General features: G+C 70.5%; 18 protein-coding genes and 1 riboswitch. Of the genes, 9 read left to right on the forward strand and 9 right to left on the reverse strand.

The genetic code is table 11. The annotated features are described in order from the left end of the window. Window positions 1-647: 647 nt before the first annotated feature. The 3 genes from HLA93_RS05645 (at window position 648) to HLA93_RS05655 (ending at window position 4463) form a co-directional block, all read left to right on the forward strand. Entirely contained in the window at window positions 648-1877 is a 1230-nt protein-coding gene (locus HLA93_RS05645) for an ABC-three component system protein (RefSeq protein ID WP_222193296.1), read from the forward strand. Between the two features lie 88 nt (window positions 1878-1965). Beyond that, on the forward strand, window positions 1966-2445 hold the full coding sequence (locus HLA93_RS05650; RefSeq protein ID WP_281425156.1) for a three component ABC system middle component: 480 nt from the start codon (window positions 1966-1968) through the stop codon (window positions 2443-2445). Between the two features lie 5 nt (window positions 2446-2450). Beyond that, window positions 2451-4463 carry a DUF3732 domain-containing protein gene (locus HLA93_RS05655; RefSeq protein ID WP_222193298.1) on the forward strand — a complete coding sequence of 671 codons (2013 nt, stop codon included), beginning with the start codon at window positions 2451-2453 and terminating at the stop codon, window positions 4461-4463. 387 nt (window positions 4464-4850) lie between these two features. Here the strand turns inward: HLA93_RS05655 and HLA93_RS05660 are convergent, their stop codons facing one another. Together HLA93_RS05660 and HLA93_RS05665 are read right to left on the reverse strand one after the other, a co-directional pair. Next, the gene (locus tag HLA93_RS05660) at window positions 4851-6359 is read right to left on the reverse strand and encodes a hypothetical protein (RefSeq protein WP_222193299.1); all 1509 of its coding nucleotides are present in this window, start codon (window positions 6357-6359) and stop codon (window positions 4851-4853) included. 218 nt (window positions 6360-6577) lie between these two features. Then, the gene (locus HLA93_RS05665) at window positions 6578-7279 is read right to left on the reverse strand and encodes a hypothetical protein (protein WP_222193300.1); all 702 of its coding nucleotides are present in this window, start codon (window positions 7277-7279) and stop codon (window positions 6578-6580) included. A 628-nt stretch (window positions 7280-7907) separates the two neighbouring features. Here HLA93_RS05665 and HLA93_RS05670 point away from each other — a divergent pair. Beyond that, on the forward strand, window positions 7908-8885 hold the full coding sequence (locus HLA93_RS05670) for an AAA family ATPase (RefSeq protein ID WP_222193301.1): 978 nt from the start codon (window positions 7908-7910) through the stop codon (window positions 8883-8885). Window positions 8886-8894: 9 nt separating this feature from the next. On the opposite strand, the gene HLA93_RS05675 is transcribed toward HLA93_RS05670, so the two are convergent. After that, window positions 8895-9350 carry a VOC family protein gene (locus HLA93_RS05675; RefSeq protein ID WP_222193302.1) on the reverse strand — a complete coding sequence of 152 codons (456 nt, stop codon included), beginning with the start codon at window positions 9348-9350 and terminating at the stop codon, window positions 8895-8897. A gap of 119 nt (window positions 9351-9469) precedes the next feature. Here HLA93_RS05675 and HLA93_RS05680 point away from each other — a divergent pair, with 119 nt between their 5' ends. Continuing rightward, the gene (locus HLA93_RS05680) at window positions 9470-11908 is read left to right on the forward strand and encodes an excinuclease ABC subunit UvrA (protein WP_222193303.1); all 2439 of its coding nucleotides are present in this window, start codon (window positions 9470-9472) and stop codon (window positions 11906-11908) included. An 88-nt stretch (window positions 11909-11996) separates the two neighbouring features. On the opposite strand, the gene rox is transcribed toward HLA93_RS05680, so the two are convergent. Further along, window positions 11997-13436, reverse strand: a complete 1440-nt coding sequence (gene rox, locus HLA93_RS05685) for a rifampin monooxygenase (protein WP_222193304.1) — start codon at window positions 13434-13436, stop codon at window positions 11997-11999. Between the two features lie 157 nt (window positions 13437-13593). Between rox and HLA93_RS05690 the strand changes: the two genes are divergently transcribed. Beyond that, on the forward strand, window positions 13594-14055 hold the full coding sequence (locus tag HLA93_RS05690) for a VOC family protein (RefSeq protein ID WP_222193305.1): 462 nt from the start codon (window positions 13594-13596) through the stop codon (window positions 14053-14055). A 9-nt stretch (window positions 14056-14064) separates the two neighbouring features. Here the strand turns inward: HLA93_RS05690 and HLA93_RS05695 are convergent, their stop codons facing one another. After that, complete coding sequence (locus tag HLA93_RS05695) at window positions 14065-15675, reverse strand: glycoside hydrolase family 13 protein (RefSeq protein WP_308127961.1); 1611 nt, start codon at window positions 15673-15675, stop codon at window positions 14065-14067. Between the two features lie 171 nt (window positions 15676-15846). Then, a riboswitch (guanidine-III (ykkC-III) riboswitch) is annotated at window positions 15847-15909 on the forward strand. A 10-nt stretch (window positions 15910-15919) separates the two neighbouring features. Between HLA93_RS05695 and HLA93_RS05700 the strand changes: the two genes are divergently transcribed. Together HLA93_RS05700 and HLA93_RS05705 are read left to right on the forward strand one after the other, a co-directional pair. Continuing rightward, a complete protein-coding gene (locus tag HLA93_RS05700; protein WP_222193307.1) occupies window positions 15920-16234 on the forward strand; it encodes a DMT family transporter in 315 nt (104 codons plus the stop codon). Window positions 16235-16294: 60 nt separating this feature from the next. Then, window positions 16295-16549 (forward strand): hypothetical protein, encoded by a 255-nt coding sequence (locus tag HLA93_RS05705; RefSeq protein ID WP_222193308.1) that lies wholly within the window; start codon window positions 16295-16297, stop codon window positions 16547-16549. Here HLA93_RS05705 and HLA93_RS05710 read toward each other — a convergent pair. Genes HLA93_RS05710 through HLA93_RS05720 form a run of 3 tightly spaced genes read right to left on the reverse strand, consistent with a single transcriptional unit; the run spans window position 16546 to window position 19418 of the window. Continuing rightward, window positions 16546-17772 carry an acyl-CoA dehydrogenase family protein gene (locus HLA93_RS05710; protein ID WP_222193309.1) on the reverse strand — a complete coding sequence of 409 codons (1227 nt, stop codon included), beginning with the start codon at window positions 17770-17772 and terminating at the stop codon, window positions 16546-16548. The two genes, HLA93_RS05705 and HLA93_RS05710, sit on opposite strands and share 4 nt — an antisense overlap. Before the next feature lie 41 nt (window positions 17773-17813). Beyond that, window positions 17814-18323, reverse strand: coding sequence for a mycothiol transferase (locus HLA93_RS05715; RefSeq protein WP_222193310.1), 510 nt, complete (start codon window positions 18321-18323; stop codon window positions 17814-17816). Window positions 18324-18353: 30 nt separating this feature from the next. Then, window positions 18354-19418, reverse strand: coding sequence for a hypothetical protein (locus tag HLA93_RS05720; protein ID WP_222193311.1), 1065 nt, complete (start codon window positions 19416-19418; stop codon window positions 18354-18356). 254 nt (window positions 19419-19672) lie between these two features. Here HLA93_RS05720 and HLA93_RS05725 point away from each other — a divergent pair, with 254 nt between their 5' ends. After that, window positions 19673-20704 (forward strand): potassium channel family protein, encoded by a 1032-nt coding sequence (locus HLA93_RS05725; RefSeq protein WP_222193312.1) that lies wholly within the window; start codon window positions 19673-19675, stop codon window positions 20702-20704. 6 nt (window positions 20705-20710) lie between these two features. On the opposite strand, the gene HLA93_RS05730 is transcribed toward HLA93_RS05725, so the two are convergent. Beyond that, the gene (locus tag HLA93_RS05730) at window positions 20711-21181 is read right to left on the reverse strand and encodes a GAF domain-containing protein (protein WP_222193313.1); all 471 of its coding nucleotides are present in this window, start codon (window positions 21179-21181) and stop codon (window positions 20711-20713) included. Window positions 21182-21217: the final 36 nt, after the last annotated feature.

Consider the following 21217-nt stretch of genomic DNA (forward strand, 5'->3'; position numbering starts at 1 on the left):
TCCCGCTCTCGTCGGCGAGCGCGGTAGTCGTCGGTTCGTCGGGTACCCATGCAGGCCAGGGTCCGTATCAAGGTGCATGGACTCGTCACCACGAATCGGGCGAACCCTGATGCAAGAGGTGTGTCGGTCGTCATCTTGCTGGCGACGGGGTCGGCGGGGGGCTGCTGCAGCCGCTTTGCGGCGTGCTCGTGACGTTGCTGGACTTACGATGAGGGGCGTGGCTCGGTCGGCGCCGTGGACAGCGGACGGCTGGTATCGCGGATCCGCCGCCGGTACGACCCTGTTGGGGTAGGCGGGACCTTCGTTGCCCCCGGGCGCACTTTGGCCCGCTGGCTGGGCGCGCCGCGCGAGTCAGGTCCCTCGGCCCAACCTGGGGCTCCGGGTCGCCTGACCAGCGCTGATATCCGGGCTGGCGCCTCAGGCGCTGACGCGCCGTGCCGGGCGCATGTTCATGGGTCCGTGTCGACCTTGTGATCTTGTGTCTCTCGGTCCAGTGCTCAGTTTGTCCTCCAAGAACCGACGCCTCGACGCCGGGGACCTTGCCGATGACGGAGATGAACCCGGGCCACACTGAAGCGGGGTCACACCTACGCTCGCTTCAGTAGAACCGGGATGGGACTCGGTGCAGGCAAGGAGGAGGCCAGCAGATGCCCTCGGAAACCCACAGCGCGGCGGCCTCCGCCTCTGGCTACCTCTATCAAACGTCCTGGGCTCTTCTTGAGCTACTACGACAGGCGCCGCATCGCCCGGACCAAGCAATTTCTGTGGAGATGCACGACGACATCGCTTGGGAGGACACATCTGGCAGCGCCACTGAGCTGCTCCAGGCGAAATTGCATAGGAGGGCTACAGCAGGGCTCGGCGATAAGGACACCGACATTTGGAAGACCCTAGGAAACTGGATGGCCCGCGCGGACGCCACGGACCCTAGTGGCGCCGACCTAGCTCTGGTTACCACTTCGGTCGCACAATCAGGTACCGCCGCATACCTGCTGCGCCCCGACCCCGCGACCCGTGACGTGCCTCGTGCGTCAAGGCTCTTGCAGCAGGCCGCCGAGGGGTCGACGTCCAAAAGTACCGAGACGGCACGCGTGACGTTTCTCGACCTCTCACCGGCCGCAAGAGAGAACCTGCTAGCGAAGGTTCGGGTCCTGGACGGTGCCACCCAACCGCAAGATATTGACGCTGCCGTCCGCCGGGCTCTAACGCTAGTTCTCCCGCAGGGCGAGCAAGCGCAAAGCCGGTTTGTGGCTGAGGTCCGCCGCTGGTGGGACAGGGTGGCGGTCGACATGCTGGCCGGCCGGCGATCCGCCCTGGAGGTCGGGCAGCTTCAAGCCTTTCTTCAAGACCTCCGCAACGGGTTCGGCCCCGACAGTCTCTGGACGACGATAGAACGCGAGGACATACCTGAGGAGCCCATCACACGCGCCGACGACGCGCGCTTCGTCGACCAGATGAGGCTGGTGTCTTACCCGCAGGACAACCTGCGCCGCGCAGTCATCGACTATTATCGCGCTATAGCGCAAGAGACACAATGGCTAGACGACAGCCTGCTCGAGCTGAACGAGCTAAGCCGGTTCGAGGCAAACCTGCGTGATGAATGGGCACGCGCGTTCTCCGACATGCTCGATGATGTGACGGGCGGGGTGGGCGAGTACGACCCATCGACCATCGACGAGGCGACGAAGGTCAGGGCGGGAAAGGTGCTGCTGAGACAGCTCCTTGACTCCACGTCAGTAACGATCCGCCGGCACTACGACGACCCGTTCTTTGCTCGCGGTAAACGCCACGAACTCGCGAACCGGTCTGGGCACGTCGGGATCGGCTGGCATCCGGACTTCGCCAGCCGTCTGCAAGCAGTGGTCGCAACCGCCTGATGCGCGGTCCAAACGAAAAGGCCACAACCTGCGCCAAGTGACTGGCGACGCGACCCACGGGGACACGGTCATGTCAGGATGGTCGTCCATGACTACATGGCGGGAGCGCTCACCAGCGCAGGGGGCAATGCTGAACCCTGCGCTGCTGGCGTTGGTGACTGCCGCTGCTGCAGTCGAGTACGAACGGGCTGAGGGCGGTCCGATGCCGTGGCCCCTGGCGTACCTGGTCGCCCCGATGGTGCTTCACCGCGGAACCCGGGAGGCGCTGCCCCGTGATACCCGGACCCACTTGGCCAACTGGTTGGCGGCCTACCCCGTACTGCACGCGGGCTTCTCCCGCAGATCGCACGCGCTGGCAGGGGTGGTCCGCGAAGGAATTCGATTCGGCCTGGCGCACTCGGTGCTGACCGTCGACGTCTTCGGCCGCCTGTCTGGCGACCTCGATGCCCGGTCGTCGCGCGGCACCGAAACCGGCGAGATCATCAACAGGGCTGGCTTTGTGGGCAAGTGGCTCACCAAGATCGACCGACCAGCTACCGCCTTCGTCTTGCTCGGCGTGGCACCCTAACCGCCGTGCAACTCCTGGCGATCACCGTCTACAACGCCGACGGCAGAACCCGCAGCGTCGACTTCGTGGTCGGCGCCCTCAACATCGTCACAGGCGAGTCGCAGACCGGGAAGAGCGCCCTCCTCACCATCGTCGAGTACTGCTTGGGTAGGTCGCAGGTTCTTGTGCCCGTCGGTCCGATCTCGGACACCGTCGTCTGGTACTCCGCACTGTGGCAGCTCGATGACGGGCGAGCGTTCGTCGCCCGGCCTGCGCCGGCGAAGGGGAAAGCCAGCACGACCCTCGCCATGCTGGAGTTCGGGGCCGACTTGACGCCACCTCCCCTGGAGGACCTGCGGGTCAACATCGACACCCGCGCCCTCCGTGAGCAACTCGGTCGTCACATCGGCATCGAGGAGAACGTCACCGAGCCCGGTCCCGGATCCCTGAGGCAGCCTCTCGAAGCCAACCTCAGCCACGCTGCGCTTCTGTGTTTGCAGGGGCAGAACGAAGTTGCCAGCTCCACCACGCTCTTCCACCGCCAAGGTGAGCAGGGCATCGACCAGGCTCTACGCGACACCATCCCCTATTTCTTGGGGGCGGTCGACCGCGACGACGCGCTGAAGCGGGCGCAATTGCGCGATGCGAAGCGAACCCTGACACGCCTAACCAATGAGCTTGACCGCGCTGAAGCCGCAGCAGCCACCATTGACGTCGAACTTCAGGGAATGTTTACCGAGGCCCGCGCCGTCGGCCTGATCTCGGACGCCATGGCAGAAGCCGCCCCCGACAGCACTTCGACCACTGGGCGGGGCGCTATCGTTCGCCTCTTGCAGGCGGCCCGTACGGCGCAGCCAGCCCCCCGGCCGCTGCTCGACGCAGGGGCCCAAGACGAGCGGAACGCCCTTGTGACCGCCCGCGACTCGCTGCGGGCAAGCCTTCGCCGCGTCCTAGATGACAGGGCGCTACTTCTCGGCGAGTCGCAAGCGGCAGGCGGCTTCACCAGTGCCCTCGAGCAGCAGGTAGACCGGCTGGCGGCCGTTCAGCTCCTACCGGCTCAGACGGGGCACGGCGTTGGCGGAGATGCTCAACGCGGTGATGACGTCGGGCCGGCGCTGGATGAGGAGGCTTGCCCCGCGTGTGGGCACGAGCTCATAGAGCCCGACCCAACGGCAGAGGCTTTACGCACCGGGCTGGAGGCGCTCCGGGCCGAAGTCGGTGCGCTGACCGGCGCGCGTCCAACGCGCCGTAGGGCGCTGGCCGAATTGGACCAGGAGGCCGAGCGCCTCCGCGGCGAGCTGCGCGCGAGGCAGTCGGCGTTGCTCAACCTCGAACGCTCCGCCGACATCGTCGGTAATACCGGCGCAAGTCAGCGGGACTTCACCCGGGGGCGCATCGACGCGTTCCTCAGCCGCGCTGCGCTTGCGGATGAGGTTCAGCTTGAGGTCCTGCGTCAGCGCATTCGGCAGGTCGGGGAGACAATTGCGGCCCTCGAAGGAGACCTAGATGGCGACAACGACCGCGAGCAGCTTACCTCGCGCCTGTTCACGATCGGCCGGGACATGAGCGCCTACGCGGCACGCCTTAACCTCGAGCACAGCAGTGAGAGCGTGCGCCTCGACCTCGCCCGGCTGACTGTCGTCACCGATACGCCGACTGGGCCCACACCTCTGTTTCGCATTGGCAGCGCCGCCAACTGGATCGGCTACCACCTTGCGGCCCATCTCGCACTGCACCGGTTCTTCACTTTGCAAGGCCGGCCGGTGCCTCGATTCTTGATGCTCGACCAGCCCACCCAGGCGCACTACCCGTCGGATGCTGACAACGACAGTGGAGAGCCTGGAAAGGACGCCGACAGGGTCGCGGTACGGGCGATGTTCGAGCTAATGAGGGATGTAGTAGCAGAGCTGGCCCCGCACTTCCAGATCATCGTGTGCGACCACGCCGACCTGCCCGAGCAGTGGTTTCAGGACGCGGTACGGCACAAGTGGCGAGGGGGAGTCAAGCTCATCCCCAGCGACTGGATCGCGGGGGGATGACGCTAGGCACTGCGCGATCCGCCCGTCACGTCTGACCCAGCAGGGATCCGCGCCGTGGTCGCTCTGCGACCCGCTAGGCCGAGCGCCTAGGGAACTAATTGCCGAAGTCGGAGCGAATCAAAGCTCATTTGCTCCAAGCAAGCACCTGATCCATCCAGCTGCGCACCCGCCAGGGCGCCTTTGCACGACCTCATCAGTTCGGTCGTCTCGCGAGTCCAGCCCGGAACCACTGGCACCCGAGACCACCGAGACCACGTCGACCAAGGGAACAGCACGAGCCCGGTCACTCGACCTCGTCGGCTCGAGCTCAACGCCGCGGCAGACGCCACGCGATCGCGTGCGCAGCATTCCGGCGACCACCGCGGCGAGGGGAACCTGGCCGGTTCCTCAAAGCGTGTTAGAAGTGGGCCGCAACAGCCGCAGAACCTGCGATAGCAGCCGCTCAACCTCGTCAGTCAGACGGTCGTCGTGGCTGTCCGCAGCGGGCGCGACATTCGGATACTCGGCCGCTGCGGCTCGCGTCAGGGCTTCCCGGGGGAACCAGGCTGAGAGTTCGCGATAGCGGCGCTGGAAGCCAGTCGTCTGCCCAGCTTCGTCCAGCAGCTCGCTCCACCGGGCGCAAGACAGCAGCAGGTCTCCGAGCCGCTCCGGGGCCTGGACCAGCATCTGAGACAACTTGGCGCTGACCGCCTCCCCGCTTGTCAGTGACGCTTCCAGCGCAAAGACGTCCGTGCCGTAGTTCTCATTCCCAGACCACGTATTCGGTTCGGTCCAGTCCAGCGACGCCAGCTCGGCAGTCAGCGCCGTCCGGATCGCCGCTTCGAGCTCCGGGAGTGCTCGCTTCTGTGCGAGGAAGTGCAGCGCTCGCAGCAGATGAACAGCCACGCAGATTGGTCGGACGACGCGGTGACGTTCGACCAGCTGCAACAGGTCTGAGTCCGAGGCGTTGCGAGCCACCGCAGCGGCCAGGCGAGCCGTCTCCCGAAGATCGATGCTCGCAGCTGAGCGGATCGGCGGAATGCCTGCCGCGGCTTCCGCTGCAACAGCCAGTTCCTCCGCCAGTTCGGCGTCGTAGGGCCGGTGATCTACGCGTGCGAACGGCCCAGCGCGCTCTAGGAGCTCCTCATGGCGTCGCAGAGCGTCAGTAGCCTCATCAGGCGGGGGAGGAGGCTCCGCAATGGGCGGTGCAGGCGGCTCCTTTACGGCGACGTCGCCCCGCAGCTTCGCGGCCAGAGTCTGCGCAGCTCGACGAAGCTCCCGAACGGCGTCGCTAAGTGCATCACTGTCAGTAGCCGGCGGCGGACCCGGCCACTTTCCCGTTGCCTCGAAGGCTTCTTGACCAGCTCGGACTAGCCAGTCGCACCAGGGAGCGGCGTCGGGGGCCTGAGCTGCCACGACAGCGATCTCGGTCTTCAGGTCAGTGAGGATCGGCCCTGTTGATGCTTGTGCTGAGCCCAGGGCGGCCAGCAGGGCTGCCTTGTGTTGTTCCATCTCAGATCTCGGCGGGTTGGCGTAAGCCAAGTTGCCGTCGAGGTCATAGCCGACAGGCCGCCGCCGGTACCGGTCCCACAGATCGAGCCAAGCCCCTGCCTGTGCGGCGACCGGTCCGCGGCTCGCCTCGACCGCCAGCGCCAGCCGCTCGCCCGCCCTGACCGCGTCGGCCATGGCGCGCGCTCGGTGTTCGCTTTGGTCGAACGATGAACTGGCGACCTCGTCGACCTCGGCTTCGGTCAGGGGCCAGTTCTTGCGGATTCGCTCGTGTTCCTTGCGTTGGGCGACCCGCCACTCCTGCAGCAGCTCGGCGGGGTACTGCTCCTCGTGCTCATCGATCTCGTAGGAGTGCGGGATGCACAGGACCAGGAGGTTCCCGGCGGCCCGGTTCTCCTCCTCGGTCATGTCCGCCCTCCATCGCGGTCCGCCCGAACGACGCGCATGGATGTGCGATACGCGGCTGTTCAGCACAGGTTCGCGCGCCCCTGGCTTGTAGAGCCACTCCCCGCAATCCGGGCGAGCGCAGGTGAAGGCGTGAAAGTAGAGCTCCCGGACAGTGGCGGCGGTTGGCTTGGGATGCTCGACCCGCGGCTCACTCACAACTTCAGTCTGCGCCGCACGCTTCAGGTGCCTGACAGGGGCGGGGCCGGCAGCTGGCCCCAGCTGTACGCCCACATGATGGGGTCCAAGGCATCCACGCTGGCGGCCAAGACATCGAGGCACTGCAGCACCCGAGCCTCATCCAGGTGGGCGAGGTATGACCAAAAGCCGTCCTGATCGCTGAACTGCTGCCGCTCGCCCTCCGTCCGTAGCTCACCTCGCTGGTGTGTGAGGACGTTCCGCAGCTCGAAGATGTCGTTAACCGCAGAGGGCCGAGCATCAACCCCGAGCATCTTGCACGCCTCGCGGGCGACCGGGAACTGCGGGGGCAGGCCGTGTCGCGTCTGTCGGCCTTGGGTGCGGAAGACCTCGAAGCAGGCCTTGACCACGTAAACCTCGTAAGCAGCGACTGCATCGCGGACGACGCCGGCCAGGGTCATCCAGGCCCAGTCGCTCGGTGACATCCCCACGCGGCTCTCAAAGATGTCGATCGGTTCCGGGCTGTCCTCATACCCCGGGCCCTTCATGATGTCGCGCCACTCGGCCTCGAAGCGTTCGTTCATCCAGCCCAAGGTGAGGTGGAGGTAGGTCCGCTGGTCGCGACTGGTCAGGGTCCACTCGTCATACGCCCTGGTGACGTTGCCGAGCCCATGGGGAGAAGGCCGCCACCCGAGCTCGCTGGCCTCGACAACGGTGAGTGGCCGCCAGGTGTCGCCGTCCTCCACCCCCTGAGGTTGTCACAGGCGTCGCTGAGCGGCTCATAACTTCCATCCGGGGTGGGGCTTTCCAGGTGAGGCCCGATGCTGGCCCGGCTAGTTGCCTGGGGAGTCATCCTCGCCTTCGAGCTCTCGCGCCACTCGGCGTGCGCTGGGTGTTCGCCGCCCTGGAATCCTCGGCAGGCTCATGGCCTGGGGCGGCTGAACTGACCCGGGGCAGGGTGCGCCGTTGTCTGTTGAAGTCCAGAGCTACCGGGGAGTAGTGCCACGGGACGCCGACCGGACCTTGGGATTAATCGTGCCGACCAAGCATCGCTTACTCATCGAAAACGTGCTGCAACAGGCTCACGTCGCCAACATCGGCCAACGCATTACATGCTGGTCAGAGCGTTGATTCAATACCTGTCGACGTTGATCAACTAGGTAAAGATCAAATCGCAGGGTTATAGGTTCAAGTCCTATCGGGGGAGCCACCCAGGCCTCTGGCCGGCGGAGACGCCGGTCGGGGGCCTTTCTGCTGTCCTCGCCATCGGCAGCCCCGCGTCGGGTGCCGGTGGCCGAGCGTGCCCGTTCACCGCTGTGGCCGGGTGGCAGCTCGAGACGGGCCCGCCGCCCCGGGGGCGCTTACGCTCGGGAGATGGCGTCCAACCGCAAGCCGCTGGACGACCTCCGCGAGACCGTCGGCCGCCTCGGTGACCAGCTCCCACGGCCCGGTTTCCGCCCCGTGGACGACCTGATGAACGACCTCTTCGGCGGTCGCCCCGGGCCGGCCCGGCCGCTCGCAGTGATCCAGGCCGAGCTCGACGGGCTCATCGGGCTGGAGGCGGTGAAGGAGCAGGTGCAGGCGCTGGTCGCGTTCCTGCAGGTGCAGGCCCGCCGGAAGGCGCACGGCCTGCCCGAGGCGGCGACGTCCCAGCACCTCGTCTTCCTCGGCAACCCGGGCACCGGCAAGACGACGGTGGCGCGGCTGCTGGCCGAGATGTACCGCGCGGTCGGCCTGCTGCAGAAGGGACACCTGGTCGAGGTCGACCGGGCCGCGCTGGTCGGGCAGTACGTCGGCTCGACCGCGATCAAGACCGACCGCGTGATCCGCAAGGCGCTCGACGGCGTCCTGTTCATCGACGAGGCCTACTCGCTGTCCCCGGAGTCCGACGGCCGGATGGACTTCGGGCCCGAGGCGATCGAGGTCCTGCTCAAGCGCATGGAGGACCACCGCCACCGCCTCGTGGTGATCGTGGCCGGCTACCCCCAGTTGATGGAGGCGTTCCTGGCCTCCAACCCGGGTCTCCGCTCGCGGTTCGCCCGGGAGATCGACTTCCCCGACTACTCGACCGCCGAGCTCGAGGCCATCTTCACCGGTGTCGTCCTCCAGCACGAGTACGTGCTGGAGCCCGGTGCGGGCCTGACGCTGCGCCACGCCCTCGGCGGGCTCACCTCCGACCAGGAGTCGGGCAACGCGCGCTTCGCCCGCACGCTGTTCGAGCAGGCGCTCAACCGCCAGGCGCTGCGGCTGACCCGCGGCGAGGGCAAGAGCGTCGACGACCTCGACCGGGACGACGTCTCGACCCTCACCGCGAGCGACATCGCCGAGGCCGCCCGCGCGCTGGGCGAGTAGCCGGGGCAGTCAGACCCCGGCGCCCTGCGCGGCCGGCTCGGCGTCCTGCCCGGCCGTCGCCGGGGCCATCCACATGACCTGCCAGCCGTGGCCGTCCAGGTCGAAGAAGCTGCGCGACACCATGAAACCGAGGTCCTCCAGCGGGTCGGCCTCGACGGCGCCGGCCGCCAGTGCGGCGTCGACGACGCGATCGACGTCCTCCCGGGACGGCACGCTGAAGCAGTAGAGGGCCAGCGCGTGCGTGGTCGGGTCGGCCATCGGCAGCTTCGAGTGCTGCGCGAAGGTCGCGTGGTCACCCAGCATCACGCTGGCCCGCTCGCCGACCAGCATGCAGGCGGCGCCCTCGCCGGAGAAGGCCTCGTCGAAGGTGAAGCCGAGTGCGGCGAAGAACGCCCTGCTGCGCTGGACGTCGGCCACGGGCAGGGTCACGAAGAACGCGCGCCCGGCGTGGGTGGGGGTGGTCACGATGGGTCTCCCGTCGATGGTGCGAGTGGGTACGCCGGCCTGGACTGCTCCGGCCGGCGGAAGTCATCGGTGAGGCCCCGCCGACGCCGGCACGCGAACCGCCGGTCAGGCTGGGCGGCATGATCGACGAGCAGGCGGACGCCTGCGTCCGGGTCCGCGGCGCCCGCGAGCACAACCTGCGCAACGTCGACGTCGACGTCCCGCGTGACTCCCTGGTGGTGTTCACCGGCGTCTCCGGCTCGGGCAAGTCGTCGCTGGCGTTCGGCACCATCTACGCCGAGGCCCAGCGCCGGTACTTCGAGTCCGTCGCTCCCTACGCCCGCCGGCTCATCCAGCAGGTCGGTGCCCCGGTCGTCGACGAGATCGCCGGCCTGCCGCCCGCGGTCGCGCTCCAGCAGAGCCGCGGGGTGCCCAGCAGCCGGTCGACCGTCGGCACCGTCACGACGCTGTCCAACTCGCTGCGGATGCTGCTCTCCCGCGCCGGCAGCTACCCGCCGGGCGCCGAGAGGCTGGACTCCGACGCCTTCTCGCCCAACACGGCCGCCGGTGCCTGTCCGGAGTGCTCGGGCCTGGGCCGGGTGCACGTGGTCACCGAGGACACCCTGGTGCCCGACCCGTCGCTCAGCATCCGGGACGGCGCGATCGCCGCCTGGCCCGGCGCCTGGTACGGCAAGAGCCTGCGCGACATCCTCATCGAGCTCGGCCATGACGTCGACCGGCCGTGGCGGGACATCCCGCAGGCCGAGCGGGACTGGATCCTGTTCACCGACGAGCAGCCCGAGGTCACCGTGCACCCGGTGCGCGGCGTCGACCAGGTGCAGCGCGACTACCAGGGTCGCTACACCGGCGCCCGCGCCTACGTGCTGCACACCCTCGCGAACACCAAGAGCCCCACGATGCGCCAGCGGGCGCTGCGGTTCGTGCGGACCTCACCCTGCCCGGTGTGCGGCGGCCGCCGGCTGCGGCCCGAGTCGCTGGCCGTCACCTTCGCCGGCCGGACCATCGCCGAGCTCGCCGCCCAGCCGCTCACCGATCTCGCGGCCACGCTCCGGGGCGCGGAGGAGGCGGGCGAGGTCGCCGTCCGGATCACCACCGACCTCGTCGCCCGGATCGAGGTGCTCACCCGGCTGGGCCTGGGCTACCTCAGCCTCGACCGGACCACCCCGACGCTGTCGCCGGGCGAGCTGCAGCGGCTGCGGATCGCCACCCAGCTGCGGTCGGGCCTCTTCGGCGTCGTCTACGTCCTCGACGAGCCCTCCGCGGGGCTGCACCCGGCCGACGCCGAGCCGCTGCTCGACGTGCTGGACCAGCTCGTGGCGGCGGGCAACTCGCTGTTCGTCATCGAGCACGACATGGCGCTGGCCCGCCGCGCCGACTGGATCGTCGACGTCGGCCCGTACGCGGGGGAGCGGGGTGGCCGGGTGCTCTACAGCGGCCCGGTCGCCGGTCTGGCCGAGGTCGAGGACTCGGTGACCCGGCCGTACCTCCTCGACACCGAGCGTCCCGCCGTCCGGCCCCGGCGCCGGCCCACCGGCCGGATCAACCTGCTCGGCGTCGAGCGGCACAACCTGCGCGGCGTCGACGCCGCGTTCCCGCTGGGGGTCTTCACCGCGGTCACCGGCGTCTCCGGCTCGGGCAAGTCGACGCTGGTCAGCCAGGCGCTCGCCGACGTCGTCGCCCAGCACGTCGGTCCCCAGCCCGACCCGGAGTCCGACGACGACGCCCCGGACGACGACGCCGTCGCTCCGGTGCGGGTCGAGGGGCTGGACGCCGTCGACCGCCTGGTGCGGGTGGACCAGAAGCCTATCGGGCGCACGCCGCGGTCGAACCTGGCCACCTACACCGGGCTCTTCGACGACGTCCGCAAGGTCTTCGCCGCCACCGACGAGGCGCGGGCGCGCGGGTACAGCGCCGGCCGGTTCTCCTTCAACGTGGCCGAGGGGCGCTGCCCCACCTGTCAGGGCGAGGGTGTCGTCGCTGTCGAGCTGCTCTTCCTGCCCGGCACCTCCGCGCCCTGCCCAACGTGTGCCGGCGCCCGGTACAACGCCGAGACGCTGGAGGTCACCCACCGCGGCAGGAACATCGCCGAGGTGCTCGACCTGACCGTCGAGGCTGCGATCGACGTCCTCGCCGACCTGCCGTCGGTGGCCACCAGCCTGCGCACCCTGCAGGAGGTGGGCCTCGGTTACCTGCGCTTGGGGCAGCCGGCGACCGAGCTGTCCGGCGGGGAGGCGCAGCGGGTGAAGCTGGCCAGCGAGCTGCAGCGAGCCCGGCGCGGGCACACCCTCTACCTGCTCGACGAGCCGACCACCGGGCTGCACCCCGCGGACGTCGCGCTGCTGATGCGCCAGCTCCACCAGCTCGTCGACGCCGGCAACACCGTCGTCGTGGTCGAGCACGACATGGACGTCGTCGCCGGCGCCGACTGGGTGCTCGACCTCGGCCCCGGCGCGGGCGACGACGGCGGCCGGATCGTCGCGGCGGGCACCCCGGAGGAGGTCGCCGCCGTGCCGGAGAGCCGGACAGCCCGGTTCCTGGCTCCCCGACTGCCGGCCTGAACTCCCGACCGGGGTAGGCGGAACAGTCGGCAGCGCAGGGGCTCTGGACGCCGACGTTGATCAACGAGGTGGAGATCGAGTCGTGGGGTCACAGCGTCACCTGCGGGCCGGGGAGCTCTGCGCCGAACCACATCGGTAGATGGCTGAGCAGGTCGTGCTGGTCGTCGCCGACCCACGCCACGTGGCCGTCCGGCCGGAGCAGCGCTGCTGGCACGTCCAGCTCGTCGCTCTCGTCGACGACGAGGTCGACCCGGTCGGCCCAGCCCGCCACGGAGAGCCGGCCGGTCTGGTCGAGCAGCAGACCACGGCCGGCGTGCATCAGCCCGTAGAGGTGCCCGCCCGTCAGCGCCACGTTCCGCAGGCGTCGGCCCACCAGTGGGTGCTCCCCGCCGAAGTCGTAGCGGATGCCGATCGCCGTCACCTTCTCGACGAGGTACCGGTTGGCCTCCTCGATGTCCATCAGCTGCGACAGCAGCCGGCGTACCGCCTGCGGGCCCGGCTCGGTCGACAGCAGCTCCGCCGTCGCGCGCGCCGTGTCGAGCACGTCCGCGGCCACCGGGTGCCGTTCGGACTCGTAGCTGTCCAGCAGCCCGTCCGGCGCCCAGCCGTTGACCTGCGCGGCCAGCTTCCAGCCCAGGTTGAAGGCGTCCTGCAGACCGAGGTTGAGCCCCTGGCCACCGGTCGGCGGGTGCACGTGCGCGGCGTCCCCGGCCAGCAGCACCCGGCCGACCCGGTAGCGCTCGGCCAGCCTCGTCGCGTCGCCGAAGCGGGACAGCCACCGCGGTGAGTGCACGCCGAAGTCGGTTCCTGCGACCACCCGCAGCCGCTGTGCGACCTCCTCGATGGTGACCGCCCGGTCCTCGGCCACCCCCTCGGCCGGAACCACGACCCGGAACAGCCCTTCTCCGGAAGGCCCGACACCGAACCCCTGCTGGGTCTTCCGCACCCGGGTCACCACCGCAGCCACCTCCTCCGGCGACGCGGTCAGCGCCACCTCGCCGGACAGCCACTCGCGCCGGGCAAGCTCGCCGGGGAAGCCGACGCCCAGCAGCTTGCGCACCGTGCTCCGCCCCCCGTCGCAGCCGACGAGGTAGCGCGACCGCAGCTGCGTGCCGTCGCCCAGGTCGACGGTCACCCCGTCGTCGTCCTGGCTGAGCCCGACCGCCGCGCCGCCGCGCCGGATCTCGACGCCGAGCCCGGCGGCGTGCTCGGTCAGCAGGCGGTCGGTGGTCGGCTGGGGGATGCCCAGCAGGTAGGGATGCGCGGTGTCCAGCCCGTCCGGCGCCGGCTTGCTGATCCCGGCAAAGCCACCCACCGGGTACCGCGTGCCGAGCTCGAGGAACCGGCCCAGCAGCCCACGCTGGTCCAGCACCTCGATGCTGCGCGCGTGCAGCCCGAGCGCCCGGACCACCCGGGTCGGCTCGGCGTCCCGCTCCAGCACCAGCACGCGCACCCCGTGCAGCCGGACCTCGGCGGCGAGCAGCACGCCGGTGGGTCCACCACCGACGACGATCACGTCGAACTCCACAGCCGCGCCCCCAGTTCGTTGGTCCGGCCGGAGACTCTGCTGCACCACCGGGGGCTTGCGGCAAGCCCCCGCGTGTGGGAGAACCTGAAGTGGGAGGTCAGCGTGCGATGGGGCCGAGGTCGCCGCCACCACACGCCGCCGAGAACGGAGCCACGCGATGAGTCGCGAATGGCAGGTCACCTTCGACGCCGCCGACCCGCGGGCGCTGTCCACCTTCTGGCGGGACGTGCTGGGCTACGTGCACCCGGCCCCGCCGGGCACGGACCTGCCCGCCGGCGCCGACCCGCTGGCCGCCTGGGACGACTTCCTCGCCCGGGTCGGCGTGCCCGAGGACCAGTGGAACTCCAGTTCGGCGGTCGAGGACCCGGACGGCTCCGGGCCACGGCTGTTCTTCCAGCAGGTCCCGGAGGGCAAGGTCGCCAAGAACCGGCTGCACCTCGACGTCCGGGCGGCTCCGGGGCTCGAGGGGGAGGAGCGGATGGCGGCGCTGGAAGCCGAGTGCGCCCGGCTCGTCGCGCTCGGCGCGACGCGGGTGCGCCGCGCCGAGCCCGAGCCGCCGCTGAGCCTCGGGTTCATCGTGATGACCGACCCCGAGGGCAACGAGTTCTGCCTCGACTGAACGCGGGGCTCAGTCCTCCAGCAGCCAGACGGCGGTGTTCGGCGGGAGGGCGATGGTGCCGGCCCGGTCGTGCACCCGGGCCGCCGAGGCGAGCAGCACCGAGCCCGACGTCCGCTCCAGCACGGTCTCGCTGCCCATGTTGACCACGCAGCGCACCACCTCGCCGTCCCCGGTGCAGCGCACGGTCAGCACGTCGCCCTGGGTGCTGACGACCGCCTCACCGGAGCCGAGGGCGGAGTGCGCCGCCCGCAGCGCCAGCGCCCGGCGGTAGAGGGTGAGCATCGAGCTGCCGTCCCGCACCTGGGAGGAGACCGCGTAGCGGTCCCAGTCGGCCGGGATGGGCAGCCACGGTTCCGCGGAACCGTCGGGGGAGAAGCCGACGCCGTCCGAGGCGTTCCACGGCATCGGGACCCGGCAGCCGTCGCGGCCGGCGCGGGCGCCGCCGCTGCGGAAGAAGATCGGGTCGGTCTTCGCCTCGTCGGGCACGACGGCCTGCGGCAGGCCGAGCTCGTCGCCGGCGTAGAGGTACGGCGAGCCCGGCAGCGCCAGCACCATGAGCGCGGCCGCGCGGGCCCGGGCGGTGCCGAGCTCGCCGCCGCCGAAGCGGGTGACCTGGCGGTCCTTGTCGTGGTTGCCCAGCACCCAGGAGACCGGCGCGCCGACCTGGCTGAACGCGTCGAGCGCGGTCTGCACGCCGTCGGCGAAGGCGGCGGTGTCCCACGGCGACTTGAGCAGCCGGAAGGAGAACGACTGGTGCATCTCGTCGGGCCGGGAGTACAGCGCCACCTGGCTCAGGTCGGCCAGGCAGACCTCGCCGACCAGCATGGCGTCTTCGTACTCGTCGCAGACCGCCCGCCACTGGCGCCAGACGTCGTGCACCTCGGGCTGGTTCCAGGTCATCGCCTGCTCGGGGCCGTGGCCGAAGAGGGTGGGGGAGTAGGCGCCGGGGTTGTCGCGCAGCTGCGCGTCCTTGAACAGGCCGTAGGCGACGTCGACCCGGAATCCGCTGACGCCGCGGTCCAGCCAGAACCGCAAGGTCTTCTCGAAGTCGGCGGCCACCGCCGGGTCGCGCCAGTTCAGGTCGGGCTGCTCGGGGGCGAACAGGTGCAGGTACCAGCGGCCGTCCGGGGTACGTGACCAGGCCGGCCCGCCGAACAGCGAGCGCCAGTTGTTCGGCGGCTCCTCCGAGGCCGGCGCGAAGTGGTAGCGGGACGCCTCGGCGGAGTCCGGGTCGGCCAGCGCCGCGGCGAACCAGGGGTGCCGGTCGGAGGTGTGGTTCGGGACGACGTCCAGCACGACCCGCAGGCCGAGCCGGCGGGCGTCGGCGACGAGGGCCTCCAGGTCGGCGACGTCGCCGTAGTCGGGGTCGACCGCCCGGTAGTCGCAGATGTCGTAGCCGCCGTCGGCGCCGCCGGAGGGGTAGTGCGGGTTGATCCACAGCGCGTCGACGCCCAGCCAGGACAGGTAGGGCAGTCGGGCGCGCAGCCCGGCCAGGTCACCGATGCCGTCGCCGTTGCTGTCGGCGAACGAGCGCAGGTACACCTGGTAGACCACGGCCGTCCGCCACCAGGGCGAGGCCGAACGCTCGGGGGCGACCTGCTGCTCGGTCGCGGTCCCCACAGAGGCGAGCCGACGTGACATGTCGCCATCATCGGCAGCTGACCGGTCGAGCTGTGTGCCCTGGGTCACCAAGGACGAATGAGATGTCTGTCGGATCTCGCCAAGCCCCGGACGTCGTGGCTGGTGGGCCTGGGTGTCCGGTGGCGCCCGACCGGGTGTGGCACGCTGGGATCAGAGCCCGACGTGGCTCCCGGACGAGGGTGCCGTACCCGGTGTGCGACAAGACGGCACGGAGGAGCTCCTCATGTCCTGGCTCGTGCTCGTGCTCTCCGGCGTCCTCGAAGCGGTGTGGGCCACCGCGCTGGGCCGGTCGGAGGGCTTCACCCGGCTCGGTCCGACCGTCGTCTTCGGGGTCTCCGTGGTGGCCAGCATGGTGGGGCTCGCCTACGCCATGCGGACGCTGCCGGTGGGGACGTCGTACGCGGTGTGGGTGGGCATCGGAGCCTCGCTCACCGTGGCCTACGCGATGGTGACCGGTGACGAGCCGGCGTCGGTGGCCAAGGTGCTCCTGCTGCTGGGCATCGTCGGCTGCGTGATCGGGCTCAAGCTGCTGCACTGACGGCGCACCGGCAGTTCACCTGATGATTGAGCGGGTGTGGCCTGGGGCACACCGTGGTGCGTGAGCACGTACGCCGTCGGATTCGCCCGTCCCGACCGCAGGTCGTGGGCGCAGCCGGTCGACCAGCCGATGTCCTGGCACGCCGTGGAGGCGCACCGCCCCGCCGACGAGCTCGACGGGGAGGTCGAGCTCGCCGTCTGCGGGGCGATCGTGCAGGTCTGGGGCGCCCAGCGCTGGGACCGGATGAGCGCCGGCCGGTCCACCTGCGCGGAGTGCCGGCAGCGGACCACTCCGGCGCTCCGGCAGGTCGGCTAGATCGACTGCGGCGGCTCGGCCGGCTTCCGCTCGGCGCGAGCCGACCGCCGTCCGGTGATCGCCGAGATGCCGGTGATGTCCCGGCCCACGATCAGCGCCTGGACGTGGTCGGTGCCCTCGAAGGTGTAGATCGCCTCGATGTCGGCGTGGTGCCGGGCGATGTGGTGCTCCAGCAGGATGCCGTCACCGCCGAACAGGTCCCGGGCGTCGGCGACGATCTGCCGGGCCTTCTTGCAGTTGTTCATCTTCGCCATCGACGCCATCGCCGCGGTCATCCGGCCCTCGTCGGCCAGCTTGCTCAACCGCCAGCTCAGCAGCTGCATGCTGGTGATCTCGGCCAGCATCCGGGCCAGCTTGTCCTGCACCAGCTGGTAGCCGGCGATCGGCTGGCCGAACTGCTCCCGCTGCAGGGTGTGCCGCAGCGCCAGCTCGTAGGCGGCCTCGGCGATGCCCAGCGCGCGCCACGCCACGGTGTACCGGGTGCGGTCCAGCACCACCGACACGTCCTTGAACGAGTGGCAGTTGGTCAGCTTGTTCTCAGCCGGCACCCGCACCTCGTCCAGGGTGATCTCGGCCTGCCACACCGCCCGCAGCGCCGTCTTGCCGGTCATCCGGGTCGCGGTCCAGCCGATCGACCCCTTCGGGACAACGTAGCCGCCGACGGCGCCGTCCTCGTCACGGGCCCAGATGAGCACGAGGTCGGCGATGGTGCCGTTGCCGATCCACTTCTTCGCCCCGGTCAGCACCCACTCGTCGCCGTCCCGGCGGGCCCGGGTCTCCAGCGCGACGGCGTCCGAGCCGTGCTGCGGCTCGGTCAGGCCGAAGGCGCCGATCAGCTCCATCCGGGCCATCGCCGGCAGCCAGCGCTCGCGCTGCTCCTCGTCGCCCAGCAGGGCGATCGACTGCATCGCCAGGAAGCTGTGCACGCCGTAGAAGGTGCCGAGGCTGCCGTCGGCGCGGGCCCACTCGGCGGCGACCAGGCCGGCGGCGACCGCGCTCATCCCGGCCGAGCCGTAGCCGGCGACGGTGCCGCCGGCGATGCCCAGCTCGGCGATCTTCGGGACGAGCTCGAACGGGAACTCCGCCCGTTCCCAGTAGTCGTTGATGACCGGGGTGACCTCCCGGGCGCAGAACTCCCGGACCCGGTTGCGGACCTCGATCTCCGCGGGCTCCAGCAGGTCCTCGAGGGCGTAGAAGTCGGGGCTGGTGGCGTCGTTGCTCACCGTTCGGACGGTACCTCCGGGTGACACCGAGTGCCGTGTGCTCAGCGCCGTTCCAACGTGCCCCGCAGCAGGGCGGCCTGCCCAGCGTGCTGCAGGTCGTCGGTGATCACGCTGACCAGCCGGACGCCGAGGGTGACCGGCGGGTCCCAGCGCTCGTCGACGATCCGGTCGAGGTCGGCGGGGGAGAGGCCGCGGACGAACTCGGCGGTGCGGGCGTGCACGTCGGCGTGGTGGTCGATCAGCAGCTGCGGGTCGGTGATCCGGGTGCGGGCGACGTCCTGGCTGCTGAAGCCGTAGCCGATGGCGCCCACGTCGAAGGGCAGCCCGAACCGCTCCGCCCAGCCGTTGGCCGTGTACGCCTGCTCGGTGCCGGCGACCTCGGAGACGTGGTCGTCCTGCACCCGGGTGAGGTGCCAGACCAGCCAGGCGATGGTGTTCGCCTCCGGGTCGACCCGGGCGTTGAGCAGCTCCGGGTCGATCCCGTCGAGGGCGCCGCGCACGGCCTCCTCGACGTTGTCGAACGCGGTCAGCAGCAGGTCCCGGATCTCCATGTGCCGCACCTACCCGTGTCGCCGCGCCGCTCAACCAACGCCGGTCACCGCCGGGCCGACGGTCGGCCCGCTCTCCGGGAGGTCGGCAGCGTCGTCGTCCGCGGGGTCGAGCACACGTCGGGGAGCGGTGCGGGGTGAGTCGGCGTCCTCCCGCAGCAGGCTGCTGGCCAGGGTCAGGGCGAAGACGACGATCAGCAGGGTCTGGGTCATCACCAGGGCGCTGAGCAGGTTCGCCACCGAGCTCTCGGGCTCCACCGGTGACCCGCCGGTGGTGGTGAGGCTGCTCAGCGCGAAGTAGGCGAAGTGGGTCAGCCGGTCGAACTCCGCGGCCAGGCCACCGCCCTCCCGGGCGGCGCTGAAGCCGCCACTGAACCGCTGGACGGCGGTGCACGCGACGATGTCGGCGAGCACGGCGTAGGCGGTGAGCCGGGCGAACACCCGGATCTCCGCCGACGCGGGGGGCTGGGCGGCCGCGGTCCGCCGGGTGAAGCCCAGCATGTGGAACGGCCGCGCGTACGACCCGGCGGTGACGTACCAGGTGACCGCCTCCACGACGAGCACCGTGCTGACCACGGCGGTGGTCACCGCGAGGACGACGACCAGCGGCACCTCCGTCCAGGGGAGGTGGAACGCGTCCGCTCGCCGTCCGAGGCGCAGGTCGGCCAGCACGCACACCGCTGCGGCGGCCTTCACCAGCGGCCGGGCGCCGAAGAGGCAGGACACCGTGCGGCGGGCGACCTCGCGGGTGCGGGCCCGCTGCGGTGTGTCGCTGTCGCGCTCGTGGGTCCAGCCTCGCAGGACGTGGTCCTTGATGCCGAAGGGCAGGAAGAACCGCCCGCGCCCGCGGAGGAGGGCGATGCCCTCCTCGACCGTCTGCGGCACGTCGGCCTTGTACGCCGCGCTGTACTCCTTGGCGTTGGCGGCGGCCCAGCCGATCGCCCGGACGATCGCGTACGCCTTGACCGTCAGCAGCAGCAGCACCCCGCCGACGACCACGGCCTGCGGCCAGCCGCCCCACAGGACGGCGACGGCCGCGCAGGCGACCGCCAGTGCCTTCTGCCACGACCACAGACGGGCTCGTGCCCGGATCCACATGGACCTCGTCCAGCCTCTCGATCGACGCGGTGTCGACGGGGAGATCGGCCGGACCGGCCGGGAACTGAAGTCGTCAGTCGTCCTCGTCGCTTGCGGCCTCCAGCTCCTCGACCTGCTCGGGGGTGGCCTGCTCCAGGGCGATGTCCCGGGGCTCGGGCAGGTCGTCGTCCATCGGGGTCGTCATGTCGACACCCTGACCCCAGTACGGTGCACGCGCTAGGTTGCCCGCACCCGTCCGTCCTGGCAGGAGGCCTGTGTTCCATCTGTTCTCGCGCTTCTCGCGGGTGGTCCAGGCGCGGCTGCACGGCTGGCGGCTGCCGCTGGCCGTGCTGGTCTTCGTGTTCCTGACCAGCTGGCCGGCGATGGCGCTGGTGGAGCCGGCCGACAGTGACCTCGCCGCGCCGGGCAACTACTGGTGGTACTTCGTCGTCACCGCCGCGACGGTCGGCTACGGGGACTTCTTCCCGGTGTCCGCCGCCGGTCACGTCGTCGGCGCGTACGTGATCATCGGCGGCATCGTCACGCTGACGTTGCTGTTCACCCGGCTGGCCGACTACCTGCAGTCGGTCCGCAGCAGGCGCCTGAAGGGTGTGGGAGAGCTGGAGCTGACCGACCACCTCGTCGTCCTGGGCTACTTCCCGGGCCGGACCGAGCGGATGCTGGCCGAGCTCGCCGCGGAGGGGCGCACCCGGGTCGCGCTGTGCGCCTGGGAGGACGTGCCGGAGGACCCGGTCCCGGACCGGACCGAGGTGTCCTTCGTCCGCGGTGACCTGAGCCACGCCGACGTGATGACCCGGGCCAACGTGGCGGCGGCGCGGTCGGTGGTGATCGACGGCCGCGACGACAACGAGACGCTGGCGATCGCGGTCGCCGTCCACCACGCGGCCCCCGGGGTGCACAAGGTCGCGGCGCTGCGCGACCTCGACCGCCGGGACAACCTGCGCTACGTCGACCCGCGCATCGCCTGCGTCCAGTGGCACATGCCGTTCCTGATCACCGAGGAGGCGCTGGACCCCGGCCTCACCGAGGTCTACGGCGACCTGATGAGCAGCCACGGGCACGGGAACACCTACTCGCTCCGGCTGCCCGCCGGGCACCCGTTCGCCACCTTCGGCGACTGCCAGGTGCGCTTCGGCGAGGCGTTCGGGGCCACGGTCCTGGCGCTGCGCGGGCCCGACGGCCTGACGGTCAGCCCCGGCTGGGCGACCCCGGTGCCGGAGGGGACGACGCTCTACTACGTGGGCCGCGCCCGCATCCAGCCGCGCGAGCTGCTCGCCGCGCGCTGAGTCGGCTCAGTCCGGCGGCTCCTCCGGCAGCAGGGTGCTCAGCATCCGGGCGGTCATCTCCACCAGCGGCAGGTGCCGGGCCAGGGTGCGGGGCTGCGCGCGCGAGGAGATCCCGCACAGGGTGCCGAAGACCTCGCCGTCGCGGGTGATCAGCGGGACGCCGATGTAGGCGGCGACCCGCAGCGGCAGTCCGGTCTGCAGGTCGGCGTAGGCCGGGGTGGCCGCGGCGACGGTGGCCACCCGCGGGCCCAGACCGCTGACCATCGGGCGGCAGAAGCTGCGCTCCCACGGCACCTCCGTGCCGCGCGGGACCAGGCCCTGCGGGTGGGAGTGCAGCACCACCTGCACCGGCTCCTCGACGTGGGTCACCATCCACACGTCGAGCCCGACGGTGCGGTGCAGGAAGGCGACCGAGGCGCGGGCGGCCGCCGTCCAGTCCTCGAAGGGGACGACGTCGTCCACGACGAGCGGGAACATGCCCGCGATGATCCTCGCTGTCGGGCGGCGGTCAAT

The sequence above is a fragment of the Modestobacter italicus genome (genome assembly GCF_019799965.1).
GTDB classification, from domain to species: Bacteria; Actinomycetota; Actinomycetes; order Mycobacteriales; family Geodermatophilaceae; genus Modestobacter; species Modestobacter italicus_A.

What these genes read in the sequence shown, in the direction of transcription:
- HLA93_RS05645 (WP_222193296.1), top strand. Translation starts at nt 648, where the DNA reads ATGCCCTCGGAAACCCACAGCGCGGCGGCCTCCGCCTCTGGCTACCTC.
- HLA93_RS05650 (WP_281425156.1), top strand. Translation starts at nt 1,966, where the DNA reads ATGACTACATGGCGGGAGCGCTCACCAGCGCAGGGGGCAATGCTGAAC.
- HLA93_RS05660 (WP_222193299.1), bottom strand. Translation starts at nt 6,359, where the DNA reads ATGACCGAGGAGGAGAACCGGGCCGCCGGGAACCTCCTGGTCCTGTGC.
- HLA93_RS05670 (WP_222193301.1), top strand. Translation starts at nt 7,908, where the DNA reads ATGGCGTCCAACCGCAAGCCGCTGGACGACCTCCGCGAGACCGTCGGC.
- HLA93_RS05680 (WP_222193303.1), top strand. Translation starts at nt 9,470, where the DNA reads ATGATCGACGAGCAGGCGGACGCCTGCGTCCGGGTCCGCGGCGCCCGC.
- HLA93_RS05690 (WP_222193305.1), top strand. Translation starts at nt 13,594, where the DNA reads ATGAGTCGCGAATGGCAGGTCACCTTCGACGCCGCCGACCCGCGGGCG.
- HLA93_RS05700 (WP_222193307.1), top strand. Translation starts at nt 15,920, where the DNA reads ATGTCCTGGCTCGTGCTCGTGCTCTCCGGCGTCCTCGAAGCGGTGTGG.
- HLA93_RS05715 (WP_222193310.1), bottom strand. Translation starts at nt 18,323, where the DNA reads ATGGAGATCCGGGACCTGCTGCTGACCGCGTTCGACAACGTCGAGGAG.
- HLA93_RS05720 (WP_222193311.1), bottom strand. Translation starts at nt 19,418, where the DNA reads ATGTGGATCCGGGCACGAGCCCGTCTGTGGTCGTGGCAGAAGGCACTG.
- HLA93_RS05730 (WP_222193313.1), bottom strand. Translation starts at nt 21,181, where the DNA reads ATGTTCCCGCTCGTCGTGGACGACGTCGTCCCCTTCGAGGACTGGACG.